General features: G+C 69.2%; 17 protein-coding genes. 11 read left to right on the top strand and 6 right to left on the bottom strand.

Annotation, left to right across the window (positions count from 1 at the left end):
• Positions 1-34 precede the first annotated feature (34 nt).
• The gene (locus VFF46_RS05885; RefSeq protein WP_325035990.1) at positions 35-832 is read left to right on the top strand and encodes a MarR family transcriptional regulator; all 798 of its coding nucleotides are present in this window, start codon (positions 35-37) and stop codon (positions 830-832) included.
• On the opposite strand, the gene VFF46_RS05890 is transcribed toward VFF46_RS05885, so the two are convergent.
• Entirely contained in the window at positions 826-1,395 is a 570-nt protein-coding gene (locus VFF46_RS05890) for a DinB family protein (protein ID WP_325035991.1), read from the bottom strand. The two genes, VFF46_RS05885 and VFF46_RS05890, sit on opposite strands and share 7 nt — an antisense overlap.
• 92 nt (positions 1,396-1,487) lie before the next feature.
• Here VFF46_RS05890 and VFF46_RS05895 point away from each other — a divergent pair, with 92 nt between their 5' ends.
• The 3 genes from VFF46_RS05895 to VFF46_RS05905 all read left to right on the top strand — a co-directional run bounded on the left by VFF46_RS05895 (position 1,488) and on the right by VFF46_RS05905 (position 4,838).
• Entirely contained in the window at positions 1,488-3,077 is a 1,590-nt protein-coding gene (locus tag VFF46_RS05895; RefSeq protein ID WP_325035992.1) for an amidohydrolase, read from the top strand.
• Between the two features lie 9 nt (positions 3,078-3,086).
• Positions 3,087-3,884 carry a dienelactone hydrolase family protein gene (locus VFF46_RS05900; protein WP_325035993.1) on the top strand — a complete coding sequence of 266 codons (798 nt, stop codon included), beginning with the start codon at positions 3,087-3,089 and terminating at the stop codon, positions 3,882-3,884.
• Between the two features lie 225 nt (positions 3,885-4,109).
• Positions 4,110-4,838: a hypothetical protein gene (locus tag VFF46_RS05905; protein ID WP_325035994.1), complete on the top strand. Its 729-nt coding sequence runs from the start codon at positions 4,110-4,112 to the stop codon at positions 4,836-4,838.
• Here VFF46_RS05905 and VFF46_RS05910 read toward each other — a convergent pair.
• Positions 4,835-6,055, bottom strand: a complete 1,221-nt coding sequence (locus VFF46_RS05910) for a glycoside hydrolase family 71/99-like protein (protein ID WP_325035995.1) — start codon at positions 6,053-6,055, stop codon at positions 4,835-4,837. The two genes, VFF46_RS05905 and VFF46_RS05910, sit on opposite strands and share 4 nt — an antisense overlap.
• A 156-nt stretch (positions 6,056-6,211) precedes the next feature.
• Between VFF46_RS05910 and VFF46_RS05915 the strand changes: the two genes are divergently transcribed.
• From VFF46_RS05915 to xylA, 3 genes are read left to right on the top strand one after another with little or no spacing between them, the layout of a single operon-like run.
• Positions 6,212-7,441 carry an ROK family transcriptional regulator gene (locus VFF46_RS05915; RefSeq protein ID WP_325035996.1) on the top strand — a complete coding sequence of 410 codons (1,230 nt, stop codon included), beginning with the start codon at positions 6,212-6,214 and terminating at the stop codon, positions 7,439-7,441.
• The gene (locus VFF46_RS05920) at positions 7,438-8,601 is read left to right on the top strand and encodes a Gfo/Idh/MocA family oxidoreductase (protein WP_325035997.1); all 1,164 of its coding nucleotides are present in this window, start codon (positions 7,438-7,440) and stop codon (positions 8,599-8,601) included. Before VFF46_RS05915 ends, VFF46_RS05920 begins: the two co-directional genes overlap by 4 nt.
• On the top strand, positions 8,598-9,746 hold the full coding sequence (xylA, locus tag VFF46_RS05925) for a xylose isomerase (RefSeq protein ID WP_325035998.1): 1,149 nt from the start codon (positions 8,598-8,600) through the stop codon (positions 9,744-9,746). The genes VFF46_RS05920 and xylA overlap by 4 nt, the downstream gene beginning before the upstream one ends.
• Here xylA and VFF46_RS05930 read toward each other — a convergent pair.
• Positions 9,743-10,798 carry an epoxide hydrolase gene (locus VFF46_RS05930; protein WP_325035999.1) on the bottom strand — a complete coding sequence of 352 codons (1,056 nt, stop codon included), beginning with the start codon at positions 10,796-10,798 and terminating at the stop codon, positions 9,743-9,745. The two genes, xylA and VFF46_RS05930, sit on opposite strands and share 4 nt — an antisense overlap.
• A 54-nt stretch (positions 10,799-10,852) precedes the next feature.
• Between VFF46_RS05930 and VFF46_RS05935 the strand changes: the two genes are divergently transcribed.
• On the top strand, positions 10,853-11,155 hold the full coding sequence (locus VFF46_RS05935) for a hypothetical protein (RefSeq protein ID WP_325036000.1): 303 nt from the start codon (positions 10,853-10,855) through the stop codon (positions 11,153-11,155).
• A complete protein-coding gene (locus VFF46_RS05940) occupies positions 11,152-11,874 on the top strand; it encodes a DUF2071 domain-containing protein (RefSeq protein WP_325036001.1) in 723 nt (240 codons plus the stop codon). The genes VFF46_RS05935 and VFF46_RS05940 overlap by 4 nt, the downstream gene beginning before the upstream one ends.
• Here the strand turns inward: VFF46_RS05940 and VFF46_RS05945 are convergent.
• The gene (locus tag VFF46_RS05945) at positions 11,816-12,559 is read right to left on the bottom strand and encodes a hypothetical protein (RefSeq protein WP_325036002.1); all 744 of its coding nucleotides are present in this window, start codon (positions 12,557-12,559) and stop codon (positions 11,816-11,818) included. The genes VFF46_RS05940 and VFF46_RS05945 overlap by 59 nt on opposite strands.
• A 66-nt stretch (positions 12,560-12,625) precedes the next feature.
• Between VFF46_RS05945 and VFF46_RS05950 the strand changes: the two genes are divergently transcribed.
• Complete coding sequence (locus VFF46_RS05950; protein WP_325036003.1) at positions 12,626-13,120, top strand: MarR family transcriptional regulator; 495 nt, start codon at positions 12,626-12,628, stop codon at positions 13,118-13,120.
• A gap of 68 nt (positions 13,121-13,188) precedes the next feature.
• Entirely contained in the window at positions 13,189-13,374 is a 186-nt protein-coding gene (locus tag VFF46_RS05955) for a hypothetical protein (RefSeq protein WP_325036004.1), read from the top strand.
• Here VFF46_RS05955 and VFF46_RS05960 read toward each other — a convergent pair.
• Together VFF46_RS05960 and VFF46_RS05965 are read right to left on the bottom strand one after the other, a co-directional pair.
• A complete protein-coding gene (locus VFF46_RS05960) occupies positions 13,352-14,095 on the bottom strand; it encodes a GNAT family N-acetyltransferase (protein ID WP_325036005.1) in 744 nt (247 codons plus the stop codon). The two genes, VFF46_RS05955 and VFF46_RS05960, sit on opposite strands and share 23 nt — an antisense overlap.
• Positions 14,092-14,599: GNAT family N-acetyltransferase (locus VFF46_RS05965; protein ID WP_325036006.1), on the bottom strand; the 508-nt coding region annotated here is incomplete at its 5' end. The genes VFF46_RS05965 and VFF46_RS05960, both read right to left, overlap by 4 nt.

Genomic DNA, 14,599 nt, shown 5'->3' on the forward strand with positions numbered 1-14,599 from the left:
TGCGATGTCGCACCTACAGTCCAAGGTTCACCGGATGTCCGAGTTCACCGAGGCGATCGGCACCGTCACGTTCTCCGAGGTGCCGAATGAGGGGTTTCTGGCTGTTGGTATGCGCAACTACTGGGACGGATACTTCGCGGGGCGGGCTGCGCCGCTGGGGTTGGCGCCGGCGGAGGTGGTGCATGCGGTGTTCTACAACTTCGCCGAGGGGGAGGTGGCGCGGCACATTCCGTGGGTCTGGGAGAAGGTGACGCCCGAGGAGGCGATCGCGATTCGGGAGCGGGGGAGTGCCGCGGCGCTTCGGCAGTTGATCGGGGAGGAGCTCGCGGAGTCGGCTGGTCTGGTTCGGGCGGCCGAGCTTGCTACCCGGGCTGCGGTCAGTGCACCGATCGAGGGTCGGGTGCTGTACGCCGGACTGCGGGCGCTGGACGTGCCGGTGGAGCCGGTCGCCAAGCTCTGGCATGCGGCGACACTGCTGCGGGAGCACCGCGGCGACGGGCACAACATCGCACTCGTTGCCCACGGCATCGGTGGGACCGAGGCGCACGTCCTGATGGCTCTTGCCCTGGGGATGCGGGCAGAGGAGTTCAGCCGGATCCACCACCTGCCGAAGGCGCAACTGTCCGGAGTCGTCGACGGTCTCCGCAAGCGCGGCCTGGTCACCACGGAGGGCGGCTTCACCGAGGCCGGGCGCGAGCTCAAGGACCGGGTCGAGGCGCTCACGGACGAGCTGGCGGCACCGGCGTACGACGTACTGACGGCGACCGAGCTCGACGAACTGATCACCCTCCTGCAGCCGATCGCGACCGCGTTACACACCGCCGACTACTGAGGAACGGGGCCGGAACCGATCCGCAGGTAGAGGTCGCGGAGCAGGCAGATCTCGGCGCCGTGGTGGATGAGTTCGACGTTCGTGTACAGGATCTTCTTCGCCATCGGTGCGTGGGCGAAGGCGGGGGGCTGGCCCTGCGGGTGGGTGAGTCCTTCGGTGCCGAGGTTGTGGACGCCGGTGAGCCAGGTCCGGTATTCGTCATCGAGTTGCTGCAGGGCCTCCTGGGCGGTGCCGGCGTAGCAGAAGGTCTCGATGCCGATGGCCTCGGTACTGAAGCGCTTGCTGTTCGTCGACGCGAGGCCGCCGATCAGGTGGGCCAGGCGCCAGGCGATCGTGGTCACTGGTTCCTGGTCGTGGGGCGGTTCGGCGTAGTCCATGGTGAACTCGCCTCCGCCGAAGGACATCGGGGCCGAGCTCTCGCCGCGACGGCTGAGTGTCCAGCAGTTGGGGACCGGCTGCCAGAAGTACTCGTCGTCAGTCAGGCCGTCCAGGCGCGGCCGGAGCCGATCCCGCCAGTGCGCGTCGATCTGGTCGATCACCTCGGCGTTCCAGTCGATGTCCATCCGCTGACGGTAGCCGCCGATCGGCCCGTTGGTTGCGTGGACCGGGGGTCCGCGAGACTGCTGGTCTCTGCCTCGGTCGACAGGAGGACGGTATGTCGCGGTTGGTGATCCGGAACGTCGCGGTGCTCGTCGTGCCCGAGGCAGGTGAGTGCCGGGTGGACGAGGCACAGGACATCCACATCCAGGACGACCTGATCGTCGCGATCATCCCGACTGGCAGATCGCACGGCAGATCGCACGGCGGGTCGGGTGGTGAGCTGGGTGGTGAGCTGGCCAGTGGCCCAGGTGGTCGGCCGGACGGTGAGCGGGCAGGTGTGCCGGACGCAGGGTTGGCGGCTGGTTCGAGTGGTCCGGTCGCCGGGTCCGGCGGGCGGTCGGCTGGTGAGGTGGGGCTTGGGGGCCGCGGTGGGGAAGAGGTTGAGGTGGTGGGGCTTGGGACCGGTGCTGGGGAAAAGGTTGAGGTGGTGGGGCTTGGGGGCGGTGGTGGGGAAGACGTTGAGGTGGTGGAGGGGCGGGGGTTGTTGGCGGTGGCGGGGCTGGTCAATGCGCATACGCACAGTCCGATGGTGATGATGCGGGGCGCTGCGGAGGATCTGGCGATCGAGGACTGGTTCAATCGGCGGATTTGGCCGATGGAGGTGAACCTGACGCCCGAGCGGGTGCGGGTCGGGGCGCGGTTGGCGTGTGCGGAGATGTTGCTCGGTGGCGTGACCACGTTCGTGGACCACTACTTTCATGCGGATCAGATCGCCGCGGCGGCAGTCGAGGCAGGGATCCGGGCGGACCTCGCGCCGACGTTCTTCTCCTCCACCGACCAGGACGTGAACGCGGCGCTCGGCGTGAGTCGTGAGCTGAAGAGCCTGCACCCGCGGATCACCGCGAGTCTCGGGCCGCACGCGACATACACCGTGAACGATGACGACCTCCGGCGTACGGCGGAGATCGCGCGGGCGGAGGGGTTCCGGGTCCACCTGCACGCGGCGGAGACCGACGACCAGACGCAGGCGTCGCTCGACAAGCACGGGGCGACACCGATCCAGGTGCTGGAGCGTACGGGCGTGCTCGACGCCGGGACGTTGATCGCGCACGGTTGCGGGATCCGGAAACAGGACCTGCCGATCCTGGCGCGGTACGCCGACCGTACGGCGGTGGCGTCCTGCCCGAAGGTCTATCTCAAGCTCGCGATGGGCGAGGTCACCCCGATCAAAGGCCTCCTCGATGCCGGTGTCAGCGTCGGCGTCGGCACCGACGGGGCCGCCGTACACAACACCCTCGACGTCTGGGAGGCGATCCGCATGGTCGCCCTCACGCAGAAGCAACGCGAGCACGACGCCGAGTGGATGACCCTGTCCGACACGCTCCGCGTCGCCACCCGGGGCAGTGCCGCCGCGGCAGGGCTTGCCGGGCACGTCGGCGTACTCGAGCCGGGCTACCAGGCCGATATCGCGCTGGTCGACCTCAACGCCCCGCACAACCAACCGCTCCACGACCCACGCGCCGCCCTCGTGTACTCGGTCCGCGCCGCAGATGTGGTCACGGTCCTCGTCGCCGGCAAGGTCGTCGTACGCAATCGCGAACTCAAAACCATGGACCTCCAGGAAGTCCTCGCCGACGCCAAATCCCTGGCGCACACGCTTGTGGACCTCTCAACAGGCGGCGCCGTCCAGCACTACAACCCCTAAGCTCCCCGCATGACCGCAGACCTGTCGTCCTGGCGGAAAGCGCCGTTCACCGGCGGAGGCCTGACCTACGACTGCTTCGAGAAGGGCGAAGGCCCGGGCGTCGTCCTGATCCCCGAGATCCCTGGTCTCACCCCCGAGGTCGCCGGGTTCGGCGAGCACTTGGTGGCCGCGGGGTTCACGGTCGTGATCCCGTCCCCGTTCGGTACGCCGGGACGCCCGGAGACCTCGGCGTACACGCTGGGCGTGATCGCGCGGCTCTGCGTCTCCAAGGAGTTCCGGTGCTTCGCGGCGAACGCCGAGCGGCCGATCACGAAGTACCTGCGCGCGGTCGCGACCGATCTGGCCGGCCGGACGCCGGGCCGTGGGGTCGGGGTGATCGGGATGTGCTTCACCGGCGGGTTCGCGCTGGCGACCGCGGTCGAGGACGTCGTGACGGCGCCGGTGCTGAGCCAGCCGTCGACGCCGTTCGCGGTCAGTCCGAGGCTGCGCCGCGACCCGGGCCTGTCGCAGCAAGAACTCGACAGGATCAAGGAACGTACGCGCACCGACGGACTGTGTGTCCTCGGGCTGCGGTTCAGCCGGGACCGGATGGCGCCAGCCGAACGATTCGCGACGCTGCGTGAGCAACTGGGCGATGCGCTCGAGGTGATCGAGCTCGACTCGGGACCCGGAAATCCCGACGGGTACGGCCAAAGCGCGCATTCGGTCCTCACCCGGGACCTACGCGAGGACCCGGCGAACTCGGCGTACCGTGCCCGCTCCCGGACGGTGGAATTCCTCCGCGAGCACCTGACAGCGACAGCGTGACGACCGTCCGTCGAGAGGTGCAAAGATCGCGTCGAGTAACCGCGCGGCGATGATTCGACCCCGCTCCGCCGGGAAATTCTGTCAACAACCGGGGGTCGTTCGTTGCTGTCCGCAAAGACGGGGGAGCGGTGCGTGACAGCGTCGTTTTCCTCTGGTCCTGAGTGCCGGAACCATGGCACGATCGGCCACCGAGGTACCACAGGGGACTGGGACGAGTGAGGCTGTATGAACGGGCGGACAGCGGAGGGCAGCCGGATCCCGATGAACGGGACGGCGACGCCGAACGGGACCACTAACGGGACCACTAACGGTCACGCTCCGCAACCAGGCACACACCTCGAGGCTCCCGGCGAGTGGCATTCCGGGCAGCGCGTCGGCGAGGTCCACCTCGATCAGCCGGAGGATGTCGTCCGGCGGTCCGAATGGCTGTCGGAGGTCCGCGAGCGGCCACGGGACACGAACGGTACGACGCTGCGCCAGTTCAACACGCCGGTCCGGGTCGACGAGATCGCGGTCGCGGCGATGACGCTCGCCGAGGACTTGCAGGCCGCGACGCAGGCGATGCCGGAGTCCGTCGAGCTGCGACGGTTCCGGCGCGATCTGGACCACGCCGTGACCACGTTCCGGGACCTGGCCGGCCGGCTCGAGGCGACCGCCGGCAAGCTCGTCCGCCTGGCCGCGAACGAGGGCCAGGCCTGCGGCGTCGGCTGGGGCGTCTGCCCCGAGCACGGCCTGACGCTGATGAACGTCGGCGACACGATCACCTGCCACGTCCTCGGCTGCCATCGCGAGAACGTCGGCGACGTCGAGCGCTGCACCCACCCGGTCGCGTACCGGGTGGTCGACGCGGCCGGCCCGTCACTGCTCGCCTGCGCCGGCCACGCCGTCGCCTGCCGGATGTACTTCGACAACCCGGTGATCACCGCCACCGCCGACAGCATGGAGCTCTTCTAGACCGGCGGTGTCGGGCGTACCGAGGTCACCGGCGCCTGCCCCTTGAACATCCGCCCGCCGTCGGCGGTCAGCCGGAGGTAGTAGTCCGCGGAGCACGCCGTACCGTCCTCGTCGAGCGCGCGGATCGCCGAGCCCGCGGGGACGAAGGCCGAGGTCTCCGCGGTCTTCGCGATCTGGTTGCCCTCGTTGAACTCGTCGAACATCGAGATGTACAGACCCTGTACGCCGACACGCGTCAGGTTGTAGAACTGCCGCCACATCAGGTCCCCGTGCAGCCGGTGCCCGGACTGCAGGTCGCCCGGGATCACGCAGGGCTGGTAGTCGATCCCGTGCGCGTCGCAGTCCGCCTGGTCCTGCGGGTTGACGTTGTTGTAGAAGTGGTCCGCGCCGGCCAGGTCGGTGATCCGTCCGACCATCCACGGCGACAGCATGTTGAACGCGTGGTACACGTCGAGGTACCCGGGCCGCGAGTCCTCGTTCCCCGGCAGCCAATGCGTCGGCACGCCGCCGATCACGTAGCAGCCCTGGCCCTTGAACCAGTTCACGACGTCCAGGCAGACGTCCGGCGGCCAGGTGTGGTTCGGGTCGTCGAACCCGAATCCCCAGATGCACACCACTGGCTTCCCGTTCTGCCGTGCGTACGCCGGTGACGCCGTGTACGCGCTCATCTTCGCCGTCCAGTCCTGCTTCATCTCCGACTGCATCGCGGCCCAGCCGGTGGCGTCGTACATGATGTAGAACTTCCGGCCGTACTGCTCCGCCGCCTGCCGCACCTTCGCGGCCATCGCGTCCCGCGTCGGGCCTTCACCGCCGGTCGGGTTGAACCGCTGCAGCGCCGCCGTGTCGCAGCCGTTCTCCTGCATCCACTGGAAGTGTGTGTTCACGGTCTGCTGGTCGTACGACGAGAACAGCCGGGCGCCCTGTCCGTTCCCGAGGTTGGGGTACGCGGTCTGGTACGTCGAGGCGAAATCGCGGACGTCGGGCCAGCTGACGAGCGCGGTGTTCGTCGGCGACGGCGGCTGACTCCAGTCGTGGCTCCAGTGCCACCACCCGTTGATCGGCGCACCGTCACCGGGACAGGCGAACCAGCCCTGGTAGCCGACGGTGATCTTTCCGACGACGTCGCCCGGGGGACTGGCGGCGAACGCGACCTCGGACGAGCCGGCGACGACGGCTGCCGCGGTGGTGGCAAGGAACGTACGGCGAGTGAGTTTCATGAGAGCTCCTGGAGGGGGCGGGCAGGAGAGAGTGCTTGCGAGCGTACAAATCTCGACAAAGTCCTGCAACAAGCCGACGGTTCCGGAACTCTTGACGGACGGCCGCCGCCAACTTAGTTTGTTGGATCAACAGACTAAATCCGAGGAGGCGGCGCGATGGTGATCCGGGGCGTCGCCGCCGACCACGTCGCGCTGCGGCGGAACAACCTCTCGGTGGTACTGCGGCACGTCCACGACCTCGGCCCGCGCTCCCGCGCCCGGATCGCCGAGGAGACCGGGCTGAACAAGGCGACCGTCAGCAGCCTGGTCGCCGAGCTCGTCGAGCGCGGCCTGCTCCGCGAGGGGTCCGCCGACTCCAGCCGCGCGCTCGGCCGTCCGGGCCAGCTGGTCGAGCTGGACGGCACCGGCGTCTGCGGCATCGGCGCTGAGATCAACGTCGAGTACCTCGCCGTCGTCGCGCTCGACCTCGCGGGCAACGTCGTCCACGAGAAGCGCGTCCCGGTCGACGTCGCGCACCTCGGACCAGGTACGACGCTCGACCGGTTCGCCGAACTCGTCCAGGAGGCCGTCGAGGCCGTGCACCTCCGCGGCGGGCAGCTGGCCGGTGTCACGCTCGCCGTACCCGGTCTGGTCGAAGGCGAGACCGGGGAGCTGAAGCTCGCCCCGAACCTCGGCTGGAGCGACCTGTCCGTCGCCAAGGAGATGCGCACGCGTCTCGGCGAACCGGCGTACCCGCTGCACGTGGACAACGAGGCGAACCTGGCGACGCTCGCGGCGTACGCCGAACTGCGGGAGACCGACGAGGTTCACGACCTCGTGCTGCTCACCGGTGCCGTCGGCGTCGGTGGGGGCGTGGTGGCCGGCGGGCACCTGCTGCGTGGCGCGCACGGGTACAGCGGCGAGGTCGGTCACATGCCGGTCGCGCCGCCCGGACAGTCCTGCGGTTGCGGCCGGACCGGCTGCTGGGAGACCGTCGTCGGCCTGACCGCACTGTTGCGCCAGGCAACCGATCGGCACGACCCGGTCCGGGATCCACGGCTGGACGTGGAGCAACGGCTCGCCGCGGTCGTCGAGCGCGCCGAGGCCGGCGACGTACGGACGTTGTCCGCGTTGCAGGACGTCGGCACCTGGCTGGGGATCGGCGGCGCGATCCTGGTGAACATCCTGAACCCGGCCGTGCTCGTGCTCGGCGGGTACTTCGCCGTCCTCGGCCCGTGGCTGGAAGAGCCACTGGAGCAGGCGCTGCGCGAACGCGTACTCGCACCGGACGGCGGCGGCTGCCGGGTCGTCCGGTCGGACCTCGGCTTCGGCGCGGCCGTCCGTGGCGGCGCCCAGATCTGTCTCGACCACGTATTCGCCGACCCGACAAGACTAGGAGAGTCATGACGAACCTGGGTATCGGCCTGATCGGTTACGCGTTCATGGGCGCGGCACATTCGCAGGCCTGGCGAAGCGCGCCGCGGTTCTTCGATCTGCCGCTCGAACCCGCGATGAATGTGTTGTGCGGCCGGAACGCCGACGCCGTCCAGGCCGCCGCGACCAAACTCGGCTGGAAGGCGACGGAGACCGACTGGCACAAGCTGATCGAGCGCGAGGACGTCCAGCTGGTCGATGTCTGTACGCCGGGCGACAGCCACGCCGAGATCGCGATCGCCGCGCTGCAGTCCGGCAAGCACGTGCTGTGCGAGAAGCCGCTGGCGAACACCGTCGAGGAGGCCGAGGCGATGACGGCCGCGGCGGAAGCGGCCCAGGCCAAGGGGATCCGCTCGATGGTCGGGTTCACCTACCGCCGTGTCCCGGCGATCGCGCTGGCCCGGCAGCTCGTTGCCGAGGGCAAGCTCGGGACGATCCGGCACGTCCGCGCGCAGTACCTGCAGGACTGGATCGCGGACCCGGAGGCGCCGCTGTCCTGGCGGCTGGACAAGAGCAAGGCCGGCTCCGGTGCGCTCGGCGACATCGGCGCGCACATCGTCGACCTGACGCAGTACATCACCGGTGACACGATCGGCGAGGTGAGCGCGCGGCTCGAGACCTTCGTCAAGGAGCGCCCGGTCGCCGCCGAGCACTCGGGACTGTCCGGTACCGCGGGCACCCAACGAGGCCCGGTCACGGTCGACGACGCCGCGGTGTTCCTGGCGACCTTCCGCTCCGGTGCGTTGGGTGTCTTCGAGGCGACCCGGTTCGCGACCGGGCGGAAGAACGCGATCCGGATCGAGATCAACGGCAGCCTCGGCAGTCTGGCGTTCGACTTCGAGGACATGAACCTGCTGCACTTCTACGACGCGACCGACGACGCGCGGACGGCGGGCTTCCGCCGGATCCTCGCCACCGAACCCGTCCACCCGTACGTCGCCGCCTGGTGGCCGCCGGGCCACCTGCTCGGCTACGAGCACGGGTTCACCCATCAGGCCGTCGACCTGGTCACCGCGATCGCTGAAGGGACCGATCCGGCACCGTCGTTCGCCGACGGCCTGCAGGTCCAGCGGGTGCTGGCCGCGGTCGAGGCCAGCTCCACATCCCGTCAATGGCAGGAGATTCCAGCATGAACAGCTATACCCCGTCCAAGGACGACAAGTTCTCCTTCGGGCTGTGGACCGTCGGCTGGCAGGGCGTCGACGTCTTCGGTACGGCGGTCCGTCCGGCGATGGACCCGGTGCACGCCGTCGAGAAGCTCGCCGAGCTCGGCGCCGCCGCGGTGACGTTCCACGACGACGACGTCGTACCCGACGACAGCACCCGCGGCCAGGTGCTGGAGCGCTTCAAGAAGTCGCTCGCCGACACCGGCATGGGTGTCGAGATGATGACCACGAACCTGTTCAGCCACCCGGTCTTCAAGGACGGCGGCCTGACCGCGAACGACCGTCAGGTACGTCGGTACGCGCTCGCGAAGGTCCTTCGGAACGTCGATCTGGCGGCCGAGCTCGGCGCGACGACGTACGTGCTGTGGGGCGGTCGTGAGGGCGCGGAGTCCGGCGGGTCGAAGGACGTCCGCGCGGCGCTGGACCGCTACAAGGAGTCGATGGACATCCTGTGCGCGTACGTCCGCGAGCAGGGGTACGACCTGCGGTTCGCGATCGAGCCGAAGCCGAACGAGCCGCGTGGCGACATCCTGCTGCCGTCGATCGGGCACGCGATCGCGTTCATCCAGGACCTCGCCGACCCGGAGCTGGTCGGGATCAACCCGGAGGTCGGGCACGAGCAGATGGCCTCGCTGAACTACGCGCACGGCATCGCGCAGGCGCTGTGGCACGGGAAGCTGTACCACATCGACCTCAACGGGCAGCACGGTCCGCGCTTCGACCAGGACCTGCGGTTCGGCGCTGGCAACCTGCGCGAGGCGTTCTGGACCGTGGACGTGCTGGATCAGGGCGGCTACGACGGCTACGTGCACTTCGACTACAAGCCGCCGCGCACCGAGGACGAGGACGGCGTGTGGGAGACCGCGCGCGCCTGCATGCGGAATTACCTGATCCTTCGGGACAAGGCACGGGCGTTCCGGGCCGACCCTGAGGTCGTCGACGCACTGGCCGCAGCCCGCGTCGCGGAGCTGTCCGAGCCCACGCTGGGCGAGGGTGAGTCGCTGGACGACCTCCGCAACGCGACGTACGACCGGGAGGCGCTGGCCGATCGCGGCCTGGGCTTCGAGAAGCTGGACCAGCTCGCGATGGAGCACCTGCTGGGCGTTCGTTAAAGCATGCGGAAGAAGGCGCGGAGGTCCTCGATAACCAGTTCGGGGACCTCCAACGCCGCGAAGTGCCCGCCGCGGTCGAACTCGGTGTAGTGCACGACGTCGAACTCGCGCTCGACGAGTGTGCGGACCGTGCTGTCGTTCGGGAAGACGGCGAGCCCGGTCGGTACGGCGCAGTGCTCGACCTGGGCGCCCCACGCGGACTGCGCCTCGCGGTAGAGCCAGGCCTGCGAGCCGGCGGTCCGGGTCAGCCAGGTCAACGTCACGGTGTCGAGGATCTGGTCGTTGCCGATGGCACCTTCCCGGTGGCCGTAGTCGTCGTACCACTCGAGGTTCCAGGCGAGCTGTCCGACGGGGGAGTCGAGCAACGCGTACGCGAGCGTCTGCGGCCGCGTGCCTTGAATCGCGGCGTACCCGGATCGTTCGTTCTGCCAACGATCCAGGCCGCCGAGTCGTTGCTGTTCCGCCTCGGTCAGCTCCTCGCCTTGCGGGAACACGAAGTACCCGTCGAGATGCAGGCCGATCACCCGCTCCGGTACGAGCCGCGCGAGCGCGGGGCCGATCCGGGCGCCCCAGTCGTACCCGTGCACGCCGTACCGCTCGAAGCCGAGTTGCTCCATCAACGTGATCCACGCGCGAGCGATCCGCTCGACGCCCCAGCCGCCGGCCGTCGTGACGCCGCTGAATCCGAACCCGGGCATTGTCGGCACGACCACGGTGAAGTCCCGCGCGAGCGCGTCGATCACCTCCAGGTAGTCCGACGCCGCGCCCGGCCAGCCGTGCAGCAGCAACAACGGCGTGCCTGTGCCGGCCCGCACGTAGTGCACCCGCTGACCGTCGATCTCGGTCACGTACTGTGGATACGTATTCATCCGCTTCTCGAAGCGCCTCCAGTCGTACGAGGTGCGCCAGTACTCCGTCACCTCCCGCAGCCTTCCGAGCTCCACGCCGTACGACGATCCCGCGTCCGGCAACTGGTCCGGCCAACGCACCGCGTCCAGCCGCCGCTGCAACTCGTCCAACTCCGCCTGCGGTACCTCTGCTCGAAACTCCATACCTCCGACGCTAGAAGCAGTACCGGACAGCCGTTGACCGCTACGCTCGATGACATGAAGTACGTCGCACAGATCGTCGAGGTGCCGGAGCACGGCATCAAGCTGGAGCCGGTGGACGGGACCACGGTCCCGGAGCAGCCCACGGAGGTGAATCTGCTCGGTATGGCGATCGCGCTGGCGCTGGGCGCGGCCGGGTACCGGCACCACGCGGAGCAGCGGGACCCGGAGCTGCAGACCCTGGATGCGCTGATCGCGGGCGACGCGGTGATGCCGTGGAAGCCGGGCGCCGAAGGGTTCATGGTGTGTGAGCTCAACGACGGACGGCCGACGTGTGAGGTCCGGCCGAACGCGGAGTGAGCTGGCCGGACGCACCTGCGCTGCCGCGGCCGCGGATCCTGCGGCAGCGCTGGCTGGATCTGGCCTTCGTCCATTGGGCTTTCGAGCCCGCCGACGTCGCGCACTTCTTCCCGCCGGGCACGCGACCCGACACGTTCGAGGGACGGACGTACGTCGGGCTCATACCGTTCCGGATGGTCGGCACCGGGCTGCCGCGCGGGCCGGCGGTTCCGTACTTCGGGTCGTTCCTGGAGACGAACATCAGGCTGTACTCCGTGGACGAGACCGGCCGGCGTGGTGTCGTATTCCTGAGCCTGGACGCGGACCGGCTGGCCGTGGTGGCGACGGCGCGGACCGTGTTCGGGCTGCCGTACCGGTGGGCACGGATGTCGCATGAACGCGATGGCAACCACCACAGTTACAGCTCGACCGTCCGTGGCTCCGGCGTCCGCGCCACCGTCGGCGTCGAGATGGGCGAACGCCTCCCGGTCGGGCCACTCGAGGACTTCCTCACGGCTCGCTGGGGTCTGCACGTGCACCGCGCCGGCCGCACGTGGTACCTACCGAACGTGCACCCGCCGTGGATCCTGCACGCCGCGACCCTCGACACGCTGGACGCCGACGAGCTACTGCGGTCCGTGGGCCTGACGGCACCCGATCGCGCGCCGGATCATGTGGCTTTCAGCGCGGGGGTTCCTGCGGAGTTCGCCGTACCATCAGGTCCTTCGTCTGCTCGATGATGAACCCGATGCCCAGCTGACGAGCCCAGCGGTGTACCTCGGTCGCCAGGGCTGCCGATCCGTCGGCATCGCCCTCGTCGCGGAGCAGGATCGCGAGGTGGGCCTGCTGAGCGAGCGCCGGGCGCAGGTGCCCGTTCTTCTGCAGCAGCTCGGTCGACCGCTCCCACTGCTCACGTGCGAGTGCCAGGTCCCCGGCGGCGTGTGAGTGGTGGCCGAGGTGCCGAAGGGCCTGGGCCTTGGTCAACTCGTCGCCCAACTCCAGCGCACGGGTGTAGTGCTCGATGGCCTCTGTGGGCTGCTCGTAGACGTTGTCGGCGATCGCGCCCGCCCAGAAGCTCGCTGCGGCTCGCCGTACGTCGTCCGGGGCGTCCTTGACCAAGGTGAGCATGCGGTCGCGGAGGTCGCCGTCTCCTGAGTGGAAGAGCGCGTCCGCGTAGTCCTTGCGGAGTTTCAGCATGTCCAGGTCCCACGAGTCCTCGGGGACAGCCGCGAGCGCGGCCGTGGCGTGGTCGGACTGCTGACCGAAGTCGTGGTCGACGGCGACCGCGGCGCGAGCGAGCGCGAGCGCCTGCTGCTCGGCGGGATCGTCGGATCGGGTGGCGGTGAGGAGATCGGTCGCGGCGGTCCAGTGACCGGCGAGCATCAGCTTGGTGGCGGCGGTGACGACGGCTTCGACGTGGCTCATGCACTCACGGTATTTCGACATCGAAAGATTTGACAACTAACCTTCAATCGCTGAAAAGTTGTCCGGGTGAAGGACTTCGTGGACACGCATGTCGACCTCTGGGCCGGGGAGCTGGCGGACCTCGACCGGGACGTCGAGGGGATCACGGTGCGCCTGCAGGTGCTGACGCGGTACCTCGAGCGCCGCCGGGAGGCCGTGCTGGCGACGTACGGGCTGCAGCTGTGGGAGTTCAAGACGTTGCACATGCTGCGCCGCGGCGGTCCGCCGTACCGCGCGACGCCTGGTCAGCTCGCCCGGCAGCTGGGGATGTCCCCGGCCGCGCTGACGAACCGGCTGGACGCGCTCGAGCGGCGCGGGTACGTCGAACGTACGCACGACCGCGACGACCGCCGCAAGGTGATGGCGACACTGACCCGCGCGGGCAGCGAGCTGTGGGAGCGCGGCATCGGCGACATCCTGCGCGTCGAGAACGAGCTGATCCACCAGCTGCCCACGGCCGGTCGCACCCAGCTGAACGACCTGCTCCGCCGGCTGGTGGTGGCGAGTGCGGAAGATTCCTAGCTGATCCGTGTCAAGATCCGCCGTCCGCGTCCGACGTACCTGTGTAGACGTCGAGAAGGGACGGACCGATGGAACCCCTCAACCTGCTGGTGTCGCTGAGTCACTCCGCGAAGACCCCGCCCGAGAACAAACACGGCCTCGGCGAACGCGTCGGCCGGCAGACAGACGACCCGCGTACCGACGACCGGCCCGCGCGTGGGCGGCTGCGCTGGTTCGCCGCCAAGCTACCGCTCAGGTGGCGCTTGGCCGGCTGAGCACCGCACTCCGCTCCCGCCCGACCTCAGCAAATCCGAACCGGCCGTACCAGCCGACAAGCTCGTCCGACGTGCCAAGGCCCGCGTAGGAGCAGCCCGCTGCGGCCGCACGATCCAACGCCGCGACGACGACCACGGACGCCGCGCCGCGCCCACGCTCCTCCTGAGCCGTGGCCACCGACCAGATGTTCGCAGTGTCCCCGGCCGGTACGACGGTCGCCGACGAAACCAGCCGGTCACCGTCGAACACCCCAACGATCTCACCAGCCCCGTGAAAGAACCCGGTCAGCCCGTCCGGGTCGTCGTACACCCCGCCCACCATCCGCAACAACCGAGCCCGCTCCTCGACACCGCCGATGATCGCGGTCCTGAACTCCGAAGGCGGTGCCGCCGGCCGGTGGGCGAGGTCGCAGAGCAGCAGCGGAGCGGTGTTCGAGGATTTCGGGTGGAACGCGTCGAGCGCTGCCGCGAGGTCCTCGCGGTCGAGGATGCGAAGGCAGACATCGCCGCCGTCGCGGCGGGTCTGCAGGGCCTCGTGCACCGAGTTGGTCAGGGTCTCCGCCGTAGGCGTACTCAGGAAGAGTTGGTGGGCGATCTTGCCGGGGCTGCCTGTCCACCAGAAGCAGTCGGCGTCGCCGTGCCGTTCCCAGACGAACACACCTGGCCGCTGAGCCAAGCGGCGCCAGCCGATCACCGCGGCGTCCCAGACCTGGGTGTTCATGGTTGGGGTGGGCGGTAGAGGGCGTAGTGCATGGGGCCGTTGTGGGGGAGTTCTAGTTCGGCGATGACGGTGAAGCCGAGGGACTCGTAGAAGCCGACGTTCGCTGGGTCCTGGGTTTCCACGAACGTGGGGGAGTGGGCCGCGTCGGCGACTGCCAGGCCGGGGCGGATGACCGCGTGGCCGAGGCCCAGGCGTTGATGGTCGGGGTGGACGGCGGCGAGCGCGAGCAGCCAGGACGGGCGGCGTGGATGGAAGAGCGCGATCGCCTGGCCGTACTCCGCGGTGACCTCGGCGCGGGATCCGGCGATCTCCCGGAACGCCTTGCTGTGTGGCTCGAACGCGTCCGCCGGCAGGTCCGGCGGGAGCCAGATCGCGACCGCGCGGACGTCGTCGGTGACCCAGACCCGGCCGTGCGGCATCCCGATCGCGGTGACGAACAAGCGGTGGTACTGCGTGAGCCGGTCGACGTACCCGTCCGGATCGAGGCACGCGCGGGTCATCGGG

The organism is Kribbella sp. (genome assembly GCF_035655035.1).
In the GTDB taxonomy this organism is placed as follows: domain Bacteria; phylum Actinomycetota; class Actinomycetes; order Propionibacteriales; family Kribbellaceae; genus Kribbella.

Coding starts and splice junctions, on each gene's coding strand:
- VFF46_RS05895 (WP_325035992.1), top strand. CDS start 1,488: ATGTCGCGGTTGGTGATCCGGAACGTCGCGGTGCTCGTCGTGCCCGAG.
- VFF46_RS05935 (WP_325036000.1), top strand. CDS start 10,853: ATGAAGTACGTCGCACAGATCGTCGAGGTGCCGGAGCACGGCATCAAG.
- VFF46_RS05900 (WP_325035993.1), top strand. CDS start 3,087: ATGACCGCAGACCTGTCGTCCTGGCGGAAAGCGCCGTTCACCGGCGGA.
- VFF46_RS05960 (WP_325036005.1), bottom strand. CDS start 14,095: ATGAACACCCAGGTCTGGGACGCCGCGGTGATCGGCTGGCGCCGCTTG.
- VFF46_RS05890 (WP_325035991.1), bottom strand. CDS start 1,395: ATGGACATCGACTGGAACGCCGAGGTGATCGACCAGATCGACGCGCAC.
- VFF46_RS05930 (WP_325035999.1), bottom strand. CDS start 10,798: ATGGAGTTTCGAGCAGAGGTACCGCAGGCGGAGTTGGACGAGTTGCAG.
- VFF46_RS05885 (WP_325035990.1), top strand. CDS start 35: ATGTCCGAGTTCACCGAGGCGATCGGCACCGTCACGTTCTCCGAGGTG.
- VFF46_RS05905 (WP_325035994.1), top strand. CDS start 4,110: ATGAACGGGCGGACAGCGGAGGGCAGCCGGATCCCGATGAACGGGACG.
- VFF46_RS05945 (WP_325036002.1), bottom strand. CDS start 12,559: ATGAGCCACGTCGAAGCCGTCGTCACCGCCGCCACCAAGCTGATGCTC.
- VFF46_RS05915 (WP_325035996.1), top strand. CDS start 6,212: ATGGTGATCCGGGGCGTCGCCGCCGACCACGTCGCGCTGCGGCGGAAC.
- VFF46_RS05955 (WP_325036004.1), top strand. CDS start 13,189: ATGGAACCCCTCAACCTGCTGGTGTCGCTGAGTCACTCCGCGAAGACC.
- VFF46_RS05910 (WP_325035995.1), bottom strand. CDS start 6,055: ATGAAACTCACTCGCCGTACGTTCCTTGCCACCACCGCGGCAGCCGTC.
- VFF46_RS05920 (WP_325035997.1), top strand. CDS start 7,438: ATGACGAACCTGGGTATCGGCCTGATCGGTTACGCGTTCATGGGCGCG.
- xylA (WP_325035998.1), top strand. CDS start 8,598: ATGAACAGCTATACCCCGTCCAAGGACGACAAGTTCTCCTTCGGGCTG.